The following is an 18897-nucleotide window of genomic DNA, read 5'->3' on the forward strand; positions in this document are numbered from 1 at the left end:
GCTGCTCGGCGCGAAGCGAGGATTGTGCAGCTAATTGCAGGTGAGCTGCGCTTCGAACCAGTGTTGCACTGAGTTCGACAATCGCGGCCATGCGCGCAAGACATGCGCGTATGTGGCCGCGCTCGCGCGGGTGATGCCGCGCAGTTCCTGCTCAATGGCGGGAAAGTCAACAGCGAGGCACCGGCCGGCCTTGGCGACGGTGCGACCATCGACCACAAGCTCGGAGATCAGCGACGCATTGCCGCGCGCAAACAGCAGGTCGAGCGGATCCGCATCGAGAATCTGATCGCGCTCGAGGCGGTCGAGATCGATGCCGACGAAATCGGCCGGCGCACCGATGGCGAGCTCGCCGGCCCCGGGCGCGCCGGTGGCACGGCGGCCATTGCGGATCGCGAGCGCGAAGAACTCCCGAGCTGTCCAGGTGCGCTTGAAACCGAGACCACCGTGCATCATCTGCACCAGCCGCATCTCGCGCAGCAGGTCGTCGTCCTCGTCGAGTGCAAGGCCATCGACGCCGACGGCAATCGCACAACCGCAAGCGTGCGCCGCCGCGATCGGCGCCAACCCGGACCGCAGGTGCAGGTTGGAGGAGAAATTGGTGACGATGCGCGCGCCCGACGCCGCGATCATCTCCAGCTCGTCGGGCCGTGCGTGGATGCAATGCGCGAGCGTCAGCCGCTCGGAGAGGAAGCCGATGTCGCGGAGATAGCGGACGATGCCGCCGGGAAATTGCCGGTCGGCCCAGGCGCGCTGGTAGATCGTCTCGAGCAGATGCATGTGAATGCGGCGGCCGGTCTGCGCGGAGCTTTCCGCGACTGCCTCCAGCAGCGGCTTCGAGCACCACTGCACGCCCGCAGGCCCGAGCTGGACGTCGACCTTCGGGCCGCCGATCGCCGACGCGATGGCATCGGTCAGCTCGATATACGCTTTTGGCGACATCGGAGCGCGCACGAACAGCTGTTGGATCGTCTTGCGGTCGTCGGCCGGAAGGTCTGACAGCACACCTTCGCTGTCGCCATAGACGATCGGGTTCCGGTCGCGCACCGCGATGGCAAAGGCGATGCGGATGCCGACATCGGCGGCGGCGCGCGCGATCGCCCTGGCCTCCTCGACCAGCGGCATGGTCCCGCTCGGCCTCGTGTAGTGCACCATCATCGCGGCGCAGCCGGCCTGCGCTGCGCGGGCAAACGCCGAAGCCGCGGAGAGATAGGGATCGACCGGCGTGCCCACCACCGTGCGCAGGATCCAGCTCTCCAGCGGCATGCCGACCGCGCCGAAGCTCGACGGGCGCGGGCGCGCGTGGTCGTGGGCGTTGACGAAAGCGGGGAGGACGAAGGAACGCGGGCCTTTCGCCGGGCCCGCGGCTTCGGAGATCTCGGTGATGACGCCGTCGACGTGACGGAGCACGACGTCGTTGCGGATGTCGTGGTCAGGACCGCAGAACAGACGGGTTGCCGTGACGTCGGTCATGATCGGCTGTCATCTCCACTTCCGCAACTTCACCTCTCCCGCTTGCGGGGAGGTCGACGCACGACAAGCGACGCGAAGCGTCGTCCGGAGCGCGGCGGGTGGGGGCTCTCTCCGCGATACAACTCGTGGATAGAACCCCCACCCCGACCCTCCTCCGCACGCGGGAGAGGGAGCAAACCTCCGATGCGGCCGGAGCTCGGCCTCGCTCAATCAATTCGCCGTATACACCAACTCCCGCTCGGCGCGTGGCGGCAGGAATTCCCGCGAAAACACTTCGGCCGGGGCTGGCGTGCGGGCAAGCTGGTAGCCCTCGACGATGAAGCCGATGGCGCGGGCCATGCGGTCGTCCCTGACGTCGCCGATGCCGATGTCCTTCATCTCCGGCGAGACGATCAGCTTCTCGAAGGAATATTGCAGCCGGCGCTTCTCGACATCGACATTGATCAGATTGTCATAGTTCAGCGCCGCCTTCATGGCCGCGTTCTGGTCCTTGGCGACCGCGATCGCGCCCTTGTTGATGGCGCGGACGAGGCCGGCCACCGCCTTCGGGTTCGACGCGATCAGCTTGCGCGAGACCATCACGCCGTTGGAATAGAGGTCGAGCCCGTAATCGCCGAACGAGAACCATTTGAAGTCCTTGTCGGGATCCTGGCGGTTCAGCACCAAATTGAAATAGCTCGTGATGTTGAACACCAGCGCGGCGTCGATGTCGCCCTTGATCAGCATCGGCTCTTGCAGATTCGGCGCCATGTTGGAGACCTTGATCTTCTCGCCGTCGAGCCCGTTCTTGTGCACGAACACCGGCAATAGCCGCGTGGTCGGCGTGCCCTGCGCGCCGCCGAGCGTGTGGCCCTCGAAATCCTTGATCGTCTTGATGCCGCTCGAGTTCTTGGCGACGATCGCGAATGGCGGCTGGTTCCACATCATGTAGACCATGACGGGCGCGTCCTGCGGCTTGGTCGCCGCGTTTTGGATGATCGCGTTGACGTCGCCGAAGCCGGCGTCATAGGCACCCGACATGATGCGCGTCACGGTCGCACCGGAGCCCTCGCCCTGGTCGATCACGACGTTGAGGCCTTCCTCTTTGAAATAGCCGTTGTCCTTGGCGTAGAAGAACGCGGCGTCCGAGCCTTGCGTCTTCCAGCCCAGCGTGAACTTGATGGTGGTGTCCTCGGCGCGCGCGGGACCGGCGATCAGGGCCAATCCCAACAGCGCGGCGCTTACTTTTTTCAGCATCGAGATCTCCTTAAGCTTCATTGCTTGACGGTGACGAAGTGTCTCAAGTGGCGATGACATTGTCCTTGCGCGTCGCCCAGCCGGTGACCTGGCCCTCGATCAGCGAGAACAGGACGTAGAGTGCGACGCCGAGGCCGGCGAGCACGAACAGCCCGGCGAACACCAGCGGCACGTTGAAATTGGAGGACGCGGTCATCATGACGTTGCCGATGCCGCGGTTCGAGGCCACGGTTTCCGACAACACGGCGCCGACGAAGGCGTAGGAGACCGCGACCTTCAGCGAGGCGAAGAAGAACGGCATCGTGCGCGGCAGCCCGACGTTCCACAGGATGTCGAACTTGCTGGCGCCGAGCGCCTTCAGCACGTCCTCGAGTTCGGGTTCGGTGGTGGCAAGGCCGGTGGCGATGTTGACGACGATCGGGAAGAAGCAGATCGACAGCGAGGTCAACACCGCCGGCACGGTGCCGGAGCCGAACCACAGCACGAAGATCGGCACCACGGCGACCTTCGGGATCGACGAGAAGCCGACCAGCAGCGGATAACAGGTGTCGTAGGCGGTTTTTGACACCCCGATCACGGCACCGAGCGCGACGCCGAGCGCCACGCCGAGCACGAAGCCGATCATGGTGGTGACCAGGGTCTGCACGATGTGCGGCCACAGGATCGGGAGTTTCTCGAACAGCGTGACAAAGATCTGCGACGGCCGCGGCAGCACGAGGTCCGACATCCCCGTCATCAGGCAGAACAGCTCCCAGGCGACGAAGAACAGCACGATCAGGGCGGCGGACCAGGCCTTCTGCCTGATATCTGACACGGACATGGTCAGGCTCCTTCTCGCGCGGCGGTGCGCGCATCGACAATGAAGGCGCGCAGCTTCTGGTTAAGCGCGACGAAGTCGGGCTCGAAGGTCATCGCCACGGTACGCGGACGGGCGAAATCGACCCTGGAGTCGTCGAGGATGCGGCCGGGCCGCGCGCTCATCACGCAGATGCGGCTGGCGAGGAAGCCGGCCTCGCGCAGATCATGGGTGACCAGCAGCACGGTCGGCCTGTGGGTCATCCAGAGCTGCTGAAGGATTCCCCACAGCTCCTCGCGGGTGAACTGGTCGAGCGCGCCGAACGGCTCGTCGAGCAGCAGCATGCGCGGCTCGTGGATCAGCGCGCGGCACAGATTGGCGCGCTGAAGCATGCCGCCCGAGAGCTGCCAGGGATAGCGGCCGCCAAAGCCCTTCAGCCCGACCTGCTCGAGCAGCGCATTGGCCTTGTCGCGGAACTCGGTCTTGCGCAGCTTGCGGAATTGCGAGCGGAACGGCTCGACGATCTTCAGCGGCAGCATGATGTTCTTTTCGATCGTCATCCACGGCAGCATGGTCGGGTTCTGGAACGCCATGCCGACCCGCATCGCGCGCGCCGCGACCTCGCGGCCGCCGACGATGACGACGCCGGTGGTCGGCCGCGCCAGGCCGGAAACCAGCCGCAGGATGGTGGACTTGCCGCAGCCGGACGGGCCGACCAGCGCGACGAACTCGCCGTCGGCGATCCGCAGCGTGGTTGTCGACAGTGCCGGCACGGCGCGGGCGCCGCGGCCGAAGGTCACGGAGGCGTCCGACAGTTCGATCGCGGTCGGCGCGGATCCGGCGGCCATCGGTTCGCCGGCAAATTCGGAGTTTGGTTGCATGCGCATCACGAGAAAAGTGCATGCAAACTGGATGCCAGCGGGGGCCGCGTTGAAAATCAAGGAGATCGCGCGTTCCGCGCTTCAAAGGGCGGATTCCTTTTGGGCAATCGGTGGCTCAAACTGCATGCAATTCGAGCGCCCGATTGCCTTGGCGGTATGATAAAGAGGCGTTCGAAGCACCTTCGAGAGGGATTCGCGGCAATGGCGGGGCGCGCCGACAGCAGCAAGACGGCTGAATCGTCAGACAAGGTCGGCGTGATCTGCCGCGCGCTGCGGCGCGCGATCATCGAGCAGGCGCTGGAGCCCGGCGCCAAGCTGCCCGAGGATTCGCTCGGCGAGCGCTTCGGCGTCAGCCGCACCATCGCACGGCATGCGCTCGGGCAATTGGCGGCGGAAGGCCTGGTCGAGCTGCGCCGCAACCGCATCGCGGTGGTGGCGACGCCGAGCTGGCAGGAGGCGCGCGATGCCTTCGATATCCGCATCGAGCTCGAGCGGCTGGTGGTGCGGCAGCTCGCGGGCAAGCTGACCAAGGCGCAGATCGCCGAGCTCACCGCGCATGTCGACGCCGAGGATCGGGCCCGCGACGGCACCGACGCGGTGTCGATCCGGCTCGCCACCGAATTCCACATCCTGCTCGCTCACATGACCAGCAGCCCGATCCTGGTGCGCTATGTCAGCGAGGTCGCCTACCGCTGCTGCCTGACGCTGTCGCTGTACAGCCGGCCGCATTCGTCGGAATGCGCGATCAACGAGCACCGCGCGATCATCGCCGCGCTGGCGAAAGGCGACGTCGACAAGGTGATGGGGCTGATGCACAGCCATCTGGATTCCGTGGCGAACCGGGCGCTGGTCGCGCCGAGCCCGCAGCGCGGGCGCGATCTGCTGGATATTCTGGCCCCCTATGCCGACGAGGCAACCGGCGAAAAGGTGGTGAAGCTGCCGAAGGCGGCGCGGCGCTGACGCTCTTACCTCGCCCCGCTTGCGGGGAGAGGTCGGATCGCATCGCAGATGCGATCCGGGTGAGGGGTACAGGTCTATCCGCGGCCGATACTCGCGGATGCAGCCCCTCACCCCGCCAGAGCGGGGCGAGGGAGAACTGGCACCGCCCCCTACGCCTCGATCCCCCGCTGCACCAAAATCCGCTCGGCGCTGTCGTTCCAGACGTCCATCTTGACGATCTGCCCGCCCCGCACCACGAAGCGGTCGACATAGCGGTTGCCTTCGAACGGCGTGCCGTCGGTCCATTCGCCGTAGAGCGTCCCGACGCTGTAGACGACAGTCTCGTCCGTGCCAGGGCAGACATCGAAGCGGTCCATCCTCTTCTTCACCCAGCGATAGCGCTTCGCGTTGAAGGCGGTCGGCCCGCGCGGATGGTCGAATTCGCGCCCACCGGTGAAAGTGATTACCGTGCCCGGCTTCATATAGGCCGCCGCCGCATCCGGATCGGGGATCATCGACGCCGTCAGATAGGCCTCGACGGTCTCGGCATCGGACATCGGGCGGGCATCGGCTTTGGCGGGTGCGGACATGGCGGGTCTCCAGGGATCATCCGGACTCTACAATCTGGCCGCCAAAGTGTATGCATATTTTTTAGACAATCGAACTGTAAAACTGCACACAATCTGGTGCTGCCGGATCCTCGCCCTTCCGCTAGGCTGCAACCATCTTGATGTTTCCTCGCCGATGATCGCGAAACCTGCCTTCGACCTGGTCTTCCGCAATGCCGTGACGCGCAGCTCCGCGTCAGCGGTCGATATCGGCATCGCCGGCGGCAGGATCGCCGCGATCGCGCCGCGCCTCGTGAGCGAGGCGATCGAAGTCGACCTCAACGGCCGGCTGGCGTTGCCCGGCTTCGTCGACACCCATATCCATCTCGACAAGGCCTGCCTGCTCGGCCGTTGCGGCCACGATCACGCCAGCCTCGGCGAGGCGATCCGCGCGGTGTCGGCGATGAAGCGCGACTTCACGGTCGAGGATGTCTATGCGCGCGGCGCCAAGGTGATCGAGCGCGCGATCACGGCGGGCACCACGCGGATGCGGACGCATGTCGAGATCGACCCGCGGATCGGGCTGCGCGGCTTCGAGGCGGTCAAGGCCTTGAAACGCGACTATGCCTGGGCGCTCGACCTCTCGCTCTGTGTCTTCCCGCAGGAGGGCCTGACCAACGATCCCGGCGCCGACGAGCTCTTGGTCGCTGCGCTCAACGACGGTGCCGAGGCGGTCGGCGGCTGCCCCTATGTCGACAGCGACCCGAACGCCCATATCGCGCGCATCTTCGACCTCGCGCAGGAGTTCGACGTCGACGTCGATCTCCATCTCGATTTCGACCTCGATCCCTCCTGGTGGCACATGGAGGAGGTCTGCCGGCAGGCCGAACGGCGCTCCTATCACGGACGCGTCGCGATCGGACACGCGACCAAACTCTCCGCGCTGCCGCCCGAGCGGCTGAAGGCGGCGAGCGCGCGCCTCGCCGAGGCCGGCGTCGGGGTCACCGTGCTGCCGGCGACCGACCTCTACCTGATGGGCCGCGACGCCACCCATAACGCGCCGCGCGGGCTAACGGCCGCGCATCGGCTCGTCGCCGATGGCGTGCTGTGCTCGGTCGCGACCAACAATGTGCAGAATCCCTTCACGCCGTTCGGCGATGCATCGCTGCTGCGGATGGCCAATCTCTATGCCAATGCGGCGCATGCCGGGATCGGCGAGTTCGACTCGTGCCTCGATCTCGTCACCGACCTGCCGGCGCGGCTGATGAACCTCGGCGACTACGGCATTGCGGTCGGCAACCCCGCCGACATCGTCGTGCTCGATACCGACAGCGGAACCAACGCGATCGCCGAACTGCCCGACGTGCTGATGGGTTTCAAGCGCGGCCGCAAGACATTTGAGCGTCGGCGCCCGACGCTGTTCCGGCCTGACACCGGACTCTCCCCGTCACCCTGAGGAGCCGCGAAGCGGCGTCTCGAAGGGTCGACGGCCACGAGCGGGGCCATTCATCCTTCGAGACGCGCGTTCCGCGCTCCTCAGGATGACGGTTTGAGAATACGGCCGCGCGAAAATATAGCCTGCACCAACCTGCGTGCATTGTCGCCTTGCCCTGACGCGAATTGACGCCCTCGCCGATCCGTTGTTGAACCCAACAGCAACAACAGCCGGGCAGGAAACCATGCGCAAATCAACCACAATCAAAAGCGTCGAGACGCTCGCCTGCGATGCCGGCTGGCGGAATTATCACTTCGTCAAGGTGACGACGACGGACGGGCTGGTCGGCTGGAGCGAATATGACGAGGGCTTCGGCGCTCCCGGTGTGACGGCGGCAATCGAGCGGCTGTCGGCGCGGGTGATCGGCAAGAATGCGTTCGAGCACGAGCGGATCTATGTCGAGCTGTTCGCCGCGACGCGCCCCGCAGCCGGCGGCGTGGTGGCGCTGGCGCTCGGCGCGATCGAGAACGCGCTGCTCGACGTCAAGGCCAAGGCGCTCGGCGTGCCCTGCTACGACCTGCTCGGCGGCAAGATCCGCGACCGCGTGCGGGTCTACTGGTCGCATTGCGCGACCTGGCGCATCAATCACCCCGACTGGTACAAGCCGGCAATCACAGATCTCGACGGCGTCAAGGCGATCGGGGCCGAAGTGCGCGAGAAGAAATTCACGGCGATGAAGACCAACATCTTCGTCTATACCGACGGCAAGCCGCAAGGCTGGCGCCCCGGCTTCGGCTCGCCGTTCCAGCCCGAGATCAATATCGACCGCACTGTCCTGCGCAATCTCTGCATGCACCTGGAGGCGATCCGCGACGGCGCGGGGCCGGATGTCGATCTTCTGCTCGACCTCAACTTCAACGCCAAGACCGAGGGCTATCTCAAAATCCTGCGCGCCATCGAGAAGATGGACATGTTCTGGGTCGAGATCGACACCTTCAACCCGCAGGCGCTCGGCTATATCCGGCGCCAGAGCCCGCACCCGATCTCATCCTGCGAGACGCTGCTCGGCCTGCGCGAATTCCTGCCCTATTTCACCGAGCAGGCGATGGATGTCGCGATCATCGACACGCCGTGGAACGGGGTCTGGCAATCGATGAAGATCGCTGCCGCCGCCGAGCATTTCGAGGTCAACGTCGCGCCGCATAATTTCTACGGCCACCTCTGCACCATGATGAACGCGCATTTCTGCGCCGCGGTGCCGAACCTGCGCATCATGGAGACCGACATCGATCGGCTGGCCTGGGACCACGACCTGTTCACCCACGTGCCTGAATTCGTCGACGGCCATCTCGTGATCCCGGATCGGCCGGGCTGGGGCACCGAGCCGAACGAGGAAGGCCTGCGCGCGCACCCGCCAAAGAACAAGGGCGGGTTGTTGAATTACGGGCTGAAGAAGTAGGCGGTTGTTGCGCCGGCCCTTACCCATCGTCGTCCCGGCGAAGGCCGGGACGACGACGCATAACGCCAGCTGGGTGCCCTCAATTATCCTCGCGCACCGCCGTGAACGCGCTCTCGATCACGTCGCCGATCGGCTGCCAGGCGTTGCCGTCGAACTGCACCAGCCGCATCTGCTTGATCGGGCGGAAATCCTTCGGCCCGGTGTTGATCACGATCCCCGGCAGCGCGATCGGGCTCTGGTAGTCCTTCAGCGACGCGGCCTGCCGCATGATGTTCTCGCGCGACAAATCGTCGCCGCACTGGCGCAGCACCTGCATCAGCGTATCCGCGGCGGCGTAGCCGAACACGGCGTAGATGTCGTCCTTGTCGCCGTCGGGGTAATACTTGTCCATGAAGGCGAGCCACGCCTTGATCTGCGGATCGTCCTTCCAGGAGGCATCCCCGGCATCCTTGAGGAACGAGGTCGAGATCACGCCGAGCGAATTCTGCAGGCCCGCCGGGCGCAAGGCGCTGGCGATCGAGGCCGACGCGTTGTCGAGGATGAACACCGGATGCCAGTCGAGATCAGCGGCGACGCGGATCGCGCGCGCCGCGATCGCCGGCGCGCCGTCGAACACCAGGATGTCGGCGCCGGAGTTCTTCAAAATTCCGATCTGGTTCTGGATCGCGGTCTCCGATGCGTCGAAGGCGAGATCGGCGACGATCATGCCGGCGGTGTCGCCGAGCCCTTCCTGCAATCCCTTGAACAGGTCGCGGCCGAACTGATCGTTCTGCCAGAGCACCGCGATCTTGCGCGAGGGATAGGCCGCCTGGATGTAATTGGCGTAGATCCGCCCCTCGGCGCGGAAGGTCGGCTGCCAGCCCATGGTCCAGGGAAAGGTCACAGGATGCGCCCACGCCTCGTCGCCGGAGGCGACGAACAGCTGCGGCACCTTGTTCTCGTTGAGGTACTTCCGGACCGCGAGATTGCTCGGCGTACCGAACGAGCCGAACATCAACAGCACGTCCTGCTTCTCGACGAGATCGCGGGTCTGCTCCATCGCAGTCTTCGGATTGGAGCTGTCATCGACCGAGACGAACCTGACCTTGCGGCCGTTGATGCCGCCATGCTCGTTGACCATGTCGAAATAGGCCGCCTCCGCCCGCCCGATGGTCGCGAACGCGGCGAGCGGTCCGGTGTAGGGCATGACGTTGCCGATGCGGATCTCGTTGCCGGACGCCGTCTGCGCCTGCTGCGCGCGCAACGGCGCCGCCGCGAGCATTGCTGCGAGGACGAGGGATATCGAAAGCGCAGTTTGTCTTTTTGTTCGCATCAACATCGCCACAAACGCCGGCGGCTGGCCGGCGCTCCTCCCGAGCGAGCGGAGTTTATCGCCCAAGCCAATGCCGGAAAAATGAAATGTTGATGGCGGACCGATACTCTTCTTGCCTTCCCCGCTTGCGGGGGAGGTCGGATCGCATCGAAGATGTGATCCGGGTGGGAGCTGCTTCCACATAGAGAGAGTCGTTTTGCGGCAAGACCCCCACCCCAACCCTCCCCCGCAAGCGGGAGGGGGAGCGCAGTTCCCGCATGGCGATCAGCGCAATGTTATGTCGAGCCAGCCGAGCGGGTTGACGGCGACGCGGTCGCCGCTGTCGACCAGGACGGTCGTGGTTTCAGCCTCAATGATCGCGGGACCGGCCAGCGCTTGGCCTGGCTTGAGATCGTCGAGCGCATAGACCGGCACCTCGCGCCAGGCACCGAACCAGGCCTGCCGCTTGCCGCGCGGCGCGCAGGGCGCAGCCGAGCTGGCCGTTCCGGCATCACTGCTGCCGCGCGCCACCTTGCCGACCGCAGCGACGCGGGCGTTGACGAACACCACCTCCTGGCCGCGCGAGACATAGGTGTAGAGTTCCTCGTGGCGGCGATGGAAGCGCTCCTCGATCTGCGCCACCAGGTCGGCGGCGCCGAGATCGAGCTCGCCGAGCGGCACGTCGATCTCGAACACCTGCTCGCCATAGCGCATCTCGGCCGAGCGCTCGATCGCGATGTCGCCCTTGAACCAGTCGCGCAGCCGGCCCGCCGCCTGCGCCTCCAGCCCGGCGAACAGCGCCCTCACCTCATCGGCGGAAACCCGGCCCGTGCCGTAATGGGTGCGGCTGACCTCGTAGCGCAGATCGCTGGTCAGCATGCCCCAGGCCGATAGGACGGAGGCGACCGTCGGCACGATGATGCGCTTGATCTCGAGTTCGCGCGCGACTTCGGCGGCGTGCATGCCGGCGGCGCCGCCGAAGCTGAGCAGCGCGAATTTGCGGGGATCGACGCCGCGGCGCAGCGTCATCAGGCGGATGCCGTCGGCCATCTTCAGATTGATCATCTTGTAGATGCCGGCGGCGGCCTCGATCCGCGACAGCTCGAGGGCCACGGCGATCCGGTCCACCGCGGTTTCCGATGCTGCACGATCAAGCGGCCGCGCGCCGCCCATGAAGGCCGCGGCATCGAGATAGCCGAGCACGACATTGGCATCGGTGACGGTGGCAGCCAGGCCGCCATTGCCGTAGCAGGCCGGCCCCGGCACCGAGCCCGCGCTCTCCGGCCCGACCCGCAGCGTGCGGCCGCCGTCGACGCTCGCAATCGAGCCGCCGCCGGCGGCGATGCTGGCGATATCGAGGCTGCGCAGCGCAATGCGCTGGCCGGCGAGCATGCCGTCGGCCGACAGCGAGGCCTGGCCGTCTGCGATCAGCGAGATGTCGGTCGAGGTGCCGCCCATGTCGAACGGCACGAGATCGGGAATTCCGAGAAGATCCGCGCAGCGGCGGCTGCCGGAAATGCCGCCGGCCGGCCCCGACAGCACGGTGCCCGCGGCGAGCCGCGAGGCTTCCTCCACCGGCGCCATGCCGCCATGCGACAGCACCACGAACAGCGAGCCCGCAAAGCCGGCTTCCGCGAGGCTGCGCTCCAGATTGGTGAGATAGCGCCGCACCGTCGGCGCGACATAGGCGTTCACGATGGTGGTCGAGACGCGCTCATATTCCTTGATCTGCGGCAGCACGTCGCTTGAACGCGACACGCTGACGTCAGGCAGCTCCTTGGCAAGCTGCTCGGCGGCGGCAAGCTCATGCGCCGGGTTGAGATAGGCGTGCAGAAAGCAGACCGCGACCGAATTCGCACCCGAACGTTTCACCTCGGCGATGACATCGCCGAGCGCTGTAGCATCGAGCGCAACCGCGGCGCGGCCATCGGCCTTCAGCCGCTCGCGCACGCCAAAGCGGCGCTCGCGCGGCACCAGCGGCTCCGGCGGCGGCGTGCGCAGATCGTAGCGATCCGGCTTCAGCCCTTCGCGCATCTCGACGACATCGCGGTGTCCCTCGGTGGTCAAGAGCGCAACCTTCGCGCCCTTGCGCTCGAGCAGCGCATTGGTCGCAACCGTCGTGCCGTGCACCAGGCGGTCGGTCGCGGCGAGCATCGCCGCGCGCGTGACGCCGAGGCGGCGCGCCAGCTCTTCCAGTCCCGCCATGACGCCGATCGACTGATCGGCCGGCGTGGACGGCGATTTCGCGAAAACCGTGCGCCCGGTTTTGTCAGTTGCAACCAGGTCGGTGTAAGTGCCGCCGACGTCGACCCCAATCGTATACATCGCTGCCTACACCACTTTGGAAACCAAACCTTGCGCAAGATCGCGCGCCCGCGCTTCCGCCGAGCGCTTCTCGGGCGGGCCCCAGCCGCCGCCGCCGGAGGACCGGATCTCGAGGCAATCGCCGGGGCGCAGCTCGATGCCGACTTCTTTCGTCTTCAGCACGCGCGGCGCGCGGCCTTCCGAGAGCAGCTGGTAATGATGCGGCTCGCCGTCCTTGCCGCCGAGCATGCCGCAGGGGCCGTGGCGCGCGCCGTCGCCGGCGGTGTTGCCCTTGGCGGGCTTTTGCGTCTCCAGCACCATGTCGAGCGCGACGCCAAGGCCGCCGCGATGCTGGCCGTCGCCGCCGGAGTCCGGCCGAAACTCATGCTGGCGGAAATGCAGGGGAAAGCGCACTTCGGCGACCTCGATGCTGCCGAACTTCAGGCCACCGACCGTGTGCCACTCGCCGATCGAGGAATAGCCGTCGCCGCCGATTGAGGCGCCGCCGCCGGGCCGGGCCTGGAACATGTGCCAGATGAAATTGCGTCCGTTGCGCGGGTCTTCGCCCTGGATCGCGATGCGGAAGCGGCGCCCCCACCCGCCCATCACGCGGTCCGGACAGGACGCCGACATCGCCTTGATGATCGCCTCGACGATCTCGTTGGAGGGATGGCTGGTGCACAGGGTGACGGGGCGGCCAGGATCGGCCCAGACGATCGTGCCCTGCTTCGCCACCACCTTCAGCGGCCGCAGCCCGCCGGTGTTCTTGGGAATGTCGGCGTCGATCAGATAGGCAAAGGCCATCGCGACCGCCGCCTGCATGTTAGCGTGTGAGGAATTGACGAAGCTGGTCGACTGCGGATCGGAGCCGGTGAGATCGACCTCGACGTCACTGCCCTTCTTCGTCACCTTGGCGGCGATCTTGATGTCGGTGCGGCCGTGGCCGTCATCGTCGAGCAGCGCCTCGCCATAGAACACGCCGTCCTTCCAGCTCGACACCACGGCGCGGGTCTGCTGCTCGGTCGCGTCCAAGATCGCCTCGATCGCGGCTTCGACCGTCTCCGCGCCGAACTCGCTGAACAGTTTGGAGACGCGGCGTTCGCCGAGATGCGCGGCCCCGAGCATTGCCGCGAGGTCGCCGCGGAATTCTCTGGGGTTGCGGATGTTCAAGGCCAGCAGATCGAGCAGATCCTCGCGCGGCTTGCCGGCCTCGTAGAGCTTGATCGGCGGAATGCGAATGCCTTCCTGATAGATCTCGGTGGCGGCCGGATTGTAGGCGCCGTGGGTCGCGCCGCCGATGTCGCTCTGATGCGCGCGCACGATGGTCCAGAGCAGCCTTTTTCCCCCGTCGAACACCGGCACGAAGGCGGTGAGATCGGGCAGATGGCTGCCGCCCTGATAGGGATCGTTGAGCAGGATGACGTCGCCGGGCGCGACATCCTTGAAGCGCTCCTCGACCGCCAGTGTCGCCCAGGGCAAGGCGCCGACATGAACCGGAATGTGGTCGGCCTGCGCGATCAGCCGCCCGTTGGTGTCGCAAATCGCCAGCGAAAAATCGCGGCTGGAATTGAGGATCTGCGAATAGGAGGTGCGAAGCATCGCTTCGCCCATCTCCTTCACGATCGACGATAGGCGGTGCTGAACGACAGAGCGGGTGATCGGATCGATCTTGGCGGACATTTTTGCCCTTGTGGGCGCCCGGGTGGCGCAGGGAGGATCGAGGAACCGGTCAACCGAAACCGGAATTCCCTCTTATAACCAGACGCTTCGAGATCGCAAACCGCGGCGCGGGGTCGAAGAATTTATTCCGTCGTTCAGTAATTCGTGATCGACATGAATCTTCGCCCCTCCTACGGAATAGAATTCGCCGCCCCGCGTCCCACCCGTGCCAGCTAACTTTCAGGGTGAACGTGATGATCCTGCGATTCTTCAGACCCGGCATCGGTGCCGCGCTGCTCGGCGCGCGTGTGCTGTTTGCCGTTGTTCTCTCCCCAGTAGCGCTTGCGCAAGAGGCGCACCAACCGGCACCGACGGCGCAGTCGGCCGAAGAGAGCGCCTTCCTCGCCGAGAACGATGCGGCGATGACCAAGATGATGAATGACATGGCGGCCAAGCCGAGCGGCGATATCGATCGCGACTTCGTCGCGATGATGGCGCCGCATCATCAGGGCGCGATCGACATGGCGGTGATCGAACTCCGCTACGGCAAGAACGAGCAGCTGCGCCGGATCGCGCAGGAAATCATCGTCGAGCAACGGCAGGAGATCGACGCCATGAAGCTCGCGATCGGCGATCCGGTCACGGCGTCCGCGCCCGCCCCGACGCAGCCGGGCCCGGCGCCCGCCGCCGCTCACGATCATATGAACATGTCCCACGGAATGAAGAACTAGGAGTTTGGAGCGATGAACCGTCATATCCTGAAAAGCCTGCTGGCCACGACCGTGCTGGCGATGTCGAGCTCCGCCTTCGCCGGCCAGGCGCCGGGCGCTGCGTCTGTGCCCGACATTCCGGTCAGCCATCACGACCGCGTCTACGCCGCCGAGCAGTTCTCGAACACGGTGTCGGTCACCGACCCGGTCGACAACAAGCTGCTCGGCGTGATCCGGCTCGGCGACCCGCAGCCGGGCAATTTCAGTCCGCTCTACAAGGGGCAGGTACTGGTCCACGGCATGGGCTATTCGCCCGACCACCGCACGCTCGCCGTGGTCTCGATCGGTTCGAACTCGGTGAGCTTCATCGACACGGCAACCAACTCGGTCAAGCACGTCACCTATGTCGGACGCTCGCCGCACGAGGCGTTCTTCACGCCCGACGGCAAGGAAGTCTGGGTCACCGTGCGCGGCGAGAATTACATCTCGGTCATCGACGCGCAGAGCTTCAAGGAAACGATGCGCATCGAGGTGCCCGCAGGACCGGGCATGCAGATCTTCTCGCCCGACGGCAAGTACGGCTACATTTGTTCGTCGTTCAATCCGGAGACCGATGTGGTCTCGGTCGCAGACCATCAGATCGTCGCGAAGGTGAAGCAGGAAAGCCCGTTCTGTCCGAACATCGCGGCGACCCCGGATGGCGACCAGGTGTGGTTCACGCTGAAGGATGTCGGCAGGACGCAGGTGTTCAACGCCAAGCCGCCCTTCAACCTGATCAAGACCATCGACACCGGCCCGATCACCAACCACGTTAATTTCGCGAAGACCGCCAAAGGGACCTTCGCCTATGTGACCATCGGCGGCACCAATGAGGTCAAGGTGTTCCGAACCGATGATTTCTCGCAAGTCGCGACCATCCCCGTCGGCAATCTGCCGCACGGCGTCTGGCCGTCCGGCGACGGCACGCGGATCTATATCGGTCTCGAAAATGCCGACGCGCTGGCCGCGATCGACACCGCGACCAACAAGGTGATCGCCAACATCCCGATCGGCCAGGCGCCGCAGGCGATCGTCTATGTGCCGAACGCCGCGCCAAATCCGGATGACCGCCAGAACCTGCAAGCCCTCGGCGTCGCCGGCCAGGCCGCTCACCTCGCGCTCGCACCGAAAAAGGAAGCCAAGGGCGAGAAGCCCCCGACCAGCGTCTCGCTGTTCGATCAGGGGCTGATCCAGGTGCTGCAGGCTTCCGTGACCGGGCTCGAGCCGAAGCAGCGCTACGTGCTGGGATTGGCCGAACACGCCGACGGCGGCGGCATGGTGGAGCCGCTGGCAGCCTTCATGACCAATCCGGCCGGCTCCGCGATCGTCAACGCGGCCGGTCCGATCCGGCAGATCGTGCAGAGCGCGGCCAGGACCGAGCGGCGCTACCTCGTCATCGCATCCGGCGAACCGGCGAAGCTCGGAGCGGTCGTCCAGGTACAAGCGCCATGAGCGACATGCTGCACCTGGTCGAGCCGCTGATACCCGCCTTGCGGCGGTATGCGCGGGCCCTGGTCCGCGATCAGGCGGCGGCCGACGACCTGGTGCAGGACTGCCTGGAACGCGCCGTCATCCACTGGGAGCAGCGGCGGTCGGACAATCCGCGGCCGTGGCTGTTCGCGATCCTGCATAATCTCGCCATCAACCAGTTTCGCCGCGCAACGGTGCGCGGCGTTCATGTCGCGATCGACGAAACCAACGAGGATGCATTCGGTCAGGAAGCGGCGCAGGAGCACAAGGTGATGTATCGCGACGTCATGGCGAAGCTCGCCAAGCTTCCGCATGACCAGCGCGCAGTGCTGCTGCTCGTCGGCGTCGAGGATTTGTCCTATGCCGATGCCGCGAAGGTGCTCGGCGTGCCAATTGGCACGGTGATGTCACGCCTCGCGCGCGCCCGCGAGCGGCTGCATCACGAACTGGAAGGGACGCCCGGCGACCTGGATCATAATGTCGTGCAATTGCGGAACAAGACATGAGCAACCGACCCATTACAGAAGACGATCTGCATGCCTATGTCGATCGCGCGCTCGAATCGGAACGCGAGGCCGAAGTCCGAGCCTATCTGGACAAGCATCCGGACGTGGCCAAACGCATCGCCGCCTACTCCGATGAGCGTAATCTTTTGCGATCGGCGCTGCTGCCGATCGCCGAGGAGCCGCTGCCGCCACAGCTCAATCTCGCCAGGATGATCGAGAGTCCGCGCCGCCGCCCCTCGTCGTTGCGCTGGGCCATCGCGGCGATGCTGATGCTCTCGATCGGCGGCCTCGGCGGATGGGTGATCCGTGGCGCGACACAGGCACCGGCCGGCGGAATTGTGGCACTCGCAGAGGAGGCCAGCGATTCCTACAGAGTGTACGCCTCCGATCGCACGCGGCCGGTCGAGCTGCGCGACAGCACCGAGCTTGTGCAATGGATCTCCAACCGGTTGCATCAACCGGTCAAGCTGCCGGACCTCACCAAGTCGGGATATCGCTTGATGGGCGGACGGGTAGTGCCGACCGCACATGGTCCTGCGGCCATGTTCATGTACGACGACGATCGCGGCGAGCGGCTTGTGGTTCTCACCCGCCCGATGACGTCGGACCAGAACGCGCCGATGGCCGCGCATTCGGGTGGCGACGTCGCGGGCTTCTCGTGGGCTGACGGCGGAACGGGCTACTCCCTGGTGGGGCCCCGCGGGGGCGATTCCCTGCGGCCGCTCGCCAACGAGATTCGCAAGCAGGCGCAGACGATCTGATCGGAACGGAACGCTAGGGCCTGGTGTAGACCAAGAACAGCACGATCCCGATCGCCAGTGCGCCGGCGATGAACAGCAGCACCGCCGGCAGCCCGAACAGCGCGGCGACGCCGGCGGTGCTGGACTGCAGCAGCGCCGCGCCGAGGAAGAACGCGAGGTTCACCGACGACAGCGCCTTGCCGGTGTTCTGGGCGGCGACGAGCTGCCGCGTCATGCCGTAGATCAGCGGCTGCGCCGACGTCGCGAGCCCGATCAGGATCAACAGCACCAGGTCATATTGCGTCGGCATCACGGCAACGCCGAACAGGTTCGAGACCGGGAAATGCGGTGCACCGGCCGCCATCAGAACGAGCAGCAGCGCGGCGATGGCGTGCGTCAGCGCCACCATGGCGCGGCGGTGCCCGAACTTGCGATCGAACGCGCCGATGCAGGCCGGGCCAACGATCATCGCCAGCGTGAACAGGCCGAGCACATTGCCGGCCTCGATTCGGCTCAGCCCTTTCTCGTCCATCAGCCACGGCCCGCCCCACAAGCCGCGCAAGGTCAGCGACGCGCCGAGCGACACCAGCGACAGCGCGATCAGGCCGCGCAGGCCACGCGACATGCCGAGCCGGAGCACCTCGGCCATCTGGTGCAGCGGCGAGGAATCATCCGCATGCGCGGCGGGCTGCCGCGGCACCAGCGCGAACACCGCGATCAGCACCACAATGCCGAAGCCGGCCGAAACCCAGAAGCCGGCGCGCCAGCCGAACTGATCGACCACGAAGGCCAGCGGGCTTGCCGACAGCAGCATGCCGATATTGCCGATCGAGAGGATCAGACCGGACCACAGGCCGAACTTCGCCGCCGACATCTGCTTGGCCGCGAGCGTCATCGGGCACATCAGCATGCCCGACGTGGCGACGCCGAGCATCAGCTGGCCCAGCACGAAGCTCGCGGGCCCCGTCGCCAGCGCCGAGACCAGCGTTCCGATCACGGTCCCGGCGAGCAGGCTCAGCGACACCGGCCGCACGCCGAAGCGATCCATCGCGGCGCCGACCGGGATTTGCGAGGCCGCAAAGGAGAAATGATAGATCGAGGTGAGGCTCGCCAGCGCCTGCGGCGAGGTGCCGAAATCCGACGCCATCAGATCGAGGCTGATCGCCGGGATGGTCCGCAGCAGTGTCGACAGCATGTGGCCGGAGGCCAATGCCAGAAGCGCAAGCACAAGGGCGCGGAACCCGATCCCCGCCTCTTCCTTCGTCACCACGCCGTCCACGAATCGCCTCTTCCCCGAGCGGTTTGGCGACGGGCGTAACATTATTGGGCGGATGGTGCCAAGTTTGAGGGCAGGCGACCTTCTGCGCTCCACGCACCGTCATGGCCGGGCTTGTCCCGGCATGACGAATTTATG

16 protein-coding genes are annotated in these 18897 nt (G+C 65.8%); 7 read left to right on the forward strand and 9 right to left on the reverse strand.

Annotation, left to right across the window (positions count from 1 at the left end):
• Positions 1 to 30: 30 nt before the first annotated feature.
• From E2I15_RS10735 to E2I15_RS10750, 4 genes are all read right to left on the reverse strand, one after another.
• The gene (locus tag E2I15_RS10735) at positions 31 to 1470 is read right to left on the reverse strand and encodes an amidohydrolase family protein (protein ID WP_155262312.1); all 1440 of its coding nucleotides are present in this window, start codon (positions 1468 to 1470) and stop codon (positions 31 to 33) included.
• 210 nt (positions 1471 to 1680) lie between these two features.
• Positions 1681 to 2706, reverse strand: a complete 1026-nt coding sequence (locus E2I15_RS10740) for an ABC transporter substrate-binding protein (RefSeq protein ID WP_137477148.1) — start codon at positions 2704 to 2706, stop codon at positions 1681 to 1683.
• 43 nt (positions 2707 to 2749) lie between these two features.
• Entirely contained in the window at positions 2750 to 3526 is a 777-nt protein-coding gene (locus E2I15_RS10745; RefSeq protein WP_137477149.1) for an ABC transporter permease, read from the reverse strand.
• 2 nt (positions 3527 to 3528) lie between these two features.
• Positions 3529 to 4383 (reverse strand): ABC transporter ATP-binding protein, encoded by an 855-nt coding sequence (locus E2I15_RS10750; RefSeq protein ID WP_246667938.1) that lies wholly within the window; start codon positions 4381 to 4383, stop codon positions 3529 to 3531.
• 201 nt (positions 4384 to 4584) lie between these two features.
• On the opposite strand from E2I15_RS10750, the gene E2I15_RS10755 reads away from it, so the two are divergent.
• Positions 4585 to 5343: a GntR family transcriptional regulator gene (locus tag E2I15_RS10755; RefSeq protein ID WP_137477151.1), complete on the forward strand. Its 759-nt coding sequence runs from the start codon at positions 4585 to 4587 to the stop codon at positions 5341 to 5343.
• Between the two features lie 149 nt (positions 5344 to 5492).
• On the opposite strand, the gene E2I15_RS10760 is transcribed toward E2I15_RS10755, so the two are convergent.
• The gene (locus tag E2I15_RS10760) at positions 5493 to 5912 is read right to left on the reverse strand and encodes a nuclear transport factor 2-like protein (RefSeq protein WP_137477152.1); all 420 of its coding nucleotides are present in this window, start codon (positions 5910 to 5912) and stop codon (positions 5493 to 5495) included.
• Between the two features lie 154 nt (positions 5913 to 6066).
• Between E2I15_RS10760 and E2I15_RS10765 the strand changes: the two genes are divergently transcribed.
• Both E2I15_RS10765 and E2I15_RS10770 read left to right on the forward strand, forming a co-directional pair.
• A complete protein-coding gene (locus E2I15_RS10765; RefSeq protein ID WP_137477153.1) occupies positions 6067 to 7326 on the forward strand; it encodes an amidohydrolase family protein in 1260 nt (419 codons plus the stop codon).
• 223 nt (positions 7327 to 7549) lie between these two features.
• On the forward strand, positions 7550 to 8764 hold the full coding sequence (locus E2I15_RS10770; RefSeq protein WP_137477154.1) for a mandelate racemase/muconate lactonizing enzyme family protein: 1215 nt from the start codon (positions 7550 to 7552) through the stop codon (positions 8762 to 8764).
• Positions 8765 to 8843: 79 nt separating this feature from the next.
• Here E2I15_RS10770 and E2I15_RS10775 read toward each other — a convergent pair whose 3' ends face one another.
• The 3 genes from E2I15_RS10775 to E2I15_RS10785 form a co-directional block, all read right to left on the reverse strand.
• A complete protein-coding gene (locus tag E2I15_RS10775) occupies positions 8844 to 10076 on the reverse strand; it encodes an ABC transporter substrate-binding protein (protein WP_422109814.1) in 1233 nt (410 codons plus the stop codon).
• Positions 10077 to 10340: 264 nt separating this feature from the next.
• Positions 10341 to 12380 (reverse strand): hydantoinase/oxoprolinase family protein, encoded by a 2040-nt coding sequence (locus E2I15_RS10780; RefSeq protein ID WP_137477156.1) that lies wholly within the window; start codon positions 12378 to 12380, stop codon positions 10341 to 10343.
• Positions 12381 to 12386: 6 nt separating this feature from the next.
• Positions 12387 to 14039: a hydantoinase B/oxoprolinase family protein gene (locus tag E2I15_RS10785; RefSeq protein ID WP_137477157.1), complete on the reverse strand. Its 1653-nt coding sequence runs from the start codon at positions 14037 to 14039 to the stop codon at positions 12387 to 12389.
• Positions 14040 to 14272: 233 nt separating this feature from the next.
• Between E2I15_RS10785 and E2I15_RS10790 the strand changes: the two genes are divergently transcribed.
• Genes E2I15_RS10790 through E2I15_RS10805 form a run of 4 tightly spaced genes read left to right on the forward strand, consistent with a single transcriptional unit; the run spans position 14273 to position 17504 of the window.
• Positions 14273 to 14749: a DUF305 domain-containing protein gene (locus E2I15_RS10790; protein ID WP_137477158.1), complete on the forward strand. Its 477-nt coding sequence runs from the start codon at positions 14273 to 14275 to the stop codon at positions 14747 to 14749.
• 12 nt (positions 14750 to 14761) lie between these two features.
• Positions 14762 to 16219, forward strand: a complete 1458-nt coding sequence (locus E2I15_RS10795; protein WP_137477159.1) for a YncE family protein — start codon at positions 14762 to 14764, stop codon at positions 16217 to 16219.
• Positions 16216 to 16743 carry an RNA polymerase sigma factor gene (locus E2I15_RS10800; RefSeq protein WP_137477160.1) on the forward strand — a complete coding sequence of 176 codons (528 nt, stop codon included), beginning with the start codon at positions 16216 to 16218 and terminating at the stop codon, positions 16741 to 16743. Before E2I15_RS10795 ends, E2I15_RS10800 begins: the two co-directional genes overlap by 4 nt.
• Entirely contained in the window at positions 16740 to 17504 is a 765-nt protein-coding gene (locus E2I15_RS10805; protein WP_137477161.1) for an anti-sigma factor family protein, read from the forward strand. The genes E2I15_RS10800 and E2I15_RS10805 overlap by 4 nt, the downstream gene beginning before the upstream one ends.
• Before the next feature lie 13 nt (positions 17505 to 17517).
• Here the strand turns inward: E2I15_RS10805 and E2I15_RS10810 are convergent, their stop codons facing one another.
• Positions 17518 to 18753 carry an MFS transporter gene (locus tag E2I15_RS10810; RefSeq protein ID WP_137477354.1) on the reverse strand — a complete coding sequence of 412 codons (1236 nt, stop codon included), beginning with the start codon at positions 18751 to 18753 and terminating at the stop codon, positions 17518 to 17520.
• Positions 18754 to 18897 lie beyond the last annotated feature (144 nt).

It is taken from the genome of Bradyrhizobium sp. BR2003, assembly GCF_009720285.1.
In the GTDB taxonomy this organism is placed as follows: Bacteria; Pseudomonadota; Alphaproteobacteria; order Rhizobiales; family Xanthobacteraceae; genus Bradyrhizobium; species Bradyrhizobium elkanii.

Excerpts from the sequence above, each read along its gene's own strand:
- E2I15_RS10770 (WP_137477154.1), top strand. The coding sequence starts at position 7,550 with ATGCGCAAATCAACCACAATCAAAAGCGTCGAGACGCTCGCCTGCGAT.
- E2I15_RS10755 (WP_137477151.1), top strand. The coding sequence starts at position 4,585 with ATGGCGGGGCGCGCCGACAGCAGCAAGACGGCTGAATCGTCAGACAAG.
- E2I15_RS10735 (WP_155262312.1), bottom strand. The coding sequence starts at position 1,470 with ATGACCGACGTCACGGCAACCCGTCTGTTCTGCGGTCCTGACCACGAC.
- E2I15_RS10745 (WP_137477149.1), bottom strand. The coding sequence starts at position 3,526 with ATGTCCGTGTCAGATATCAGGCAGAAGGCCTGGTCCGCCGCCCTGATC.
- E2I15_RS10740 (WP_137477148.1), bottom strand. The coding sequence starts at position 2,706 with ATGCTGAAAAAAGTAAGCGCCGCGCTGTTGGGATTGGCCCTGATCGCC.
- E2I15_RS10760 (WP_137477152.1), bottom strand. The coding sequence starts at position 5,912 with ATGTCCGCACCCGCCAAAGCCGATGCCCGCCCGATGTCCGATGCCGAG.
- E2I15_RS10750 (WP_246667938.1), bottom strand. The coding sequence starts at position 4,383 with ATGCAACCAAACTCCGAATTTGCCGGCGAACCGATGGCCGCCGGATCC.
- E2I15_RS10805 (WP_137477161.1), top strand. The coding sequence starts at position 16,740 with ATGAGCAACCGACCCATTACAGAAGACGATCTGCATGCCTATGTCGAT.
- E2I15_RS10800 (WP_137477160.1), top strand. The coding sequence starts at position 16,216 with ATGAGCGACATGCTGCACCTGGTCGAGCCGCTGATACCCGCCTTGCGG.
- E2I15_RS10795 (WP_137477159.1), top strand. The coding sequence starts at position 14,762 with ATGAACCGTCATATCCTGAAAAGCCTGCTGGCCACGACCGTGCTGGCG.
- E2I15_RS10790 (WP_137477158.1), top strand. The coding sequence starts at position 14,273 with ATGATCCTGCGATTCTTCAGACCCGGCATCGGTGCCGCGCTGCTCGGC.
- E2I15_RS10785 (WP_137477157.1), bottom strand. The coding sequence starts at position 14,039 with ATGTCCGCCAAGATCGATCCGATCACCCGCTCTGTCGTTCAGCACCGC.
- E2I15_RS10775 (WP_422109814.1), bottom strand. The coding sequence starts at position 10,076 with ATGCGAACAAAAAGACAAACTGCGCTTTCGATATCCCTCGTCCTCGCA.
- E2I15_RS10780 (WP_137477156.1), bottom strand. The coding sequence starts at position 12,380 with ATGTATACGATTGGGGTCGACGTCGGCGGCACTTACACCGACCTGGTT.
- E2I15_RS10765 (WP_137477153.1), top strand. The coding sequence starts at position 6,067 with ATGATCGCGAAACCTGCCTTCGACCTGGTCTTCCGCAATGCCGTGACG.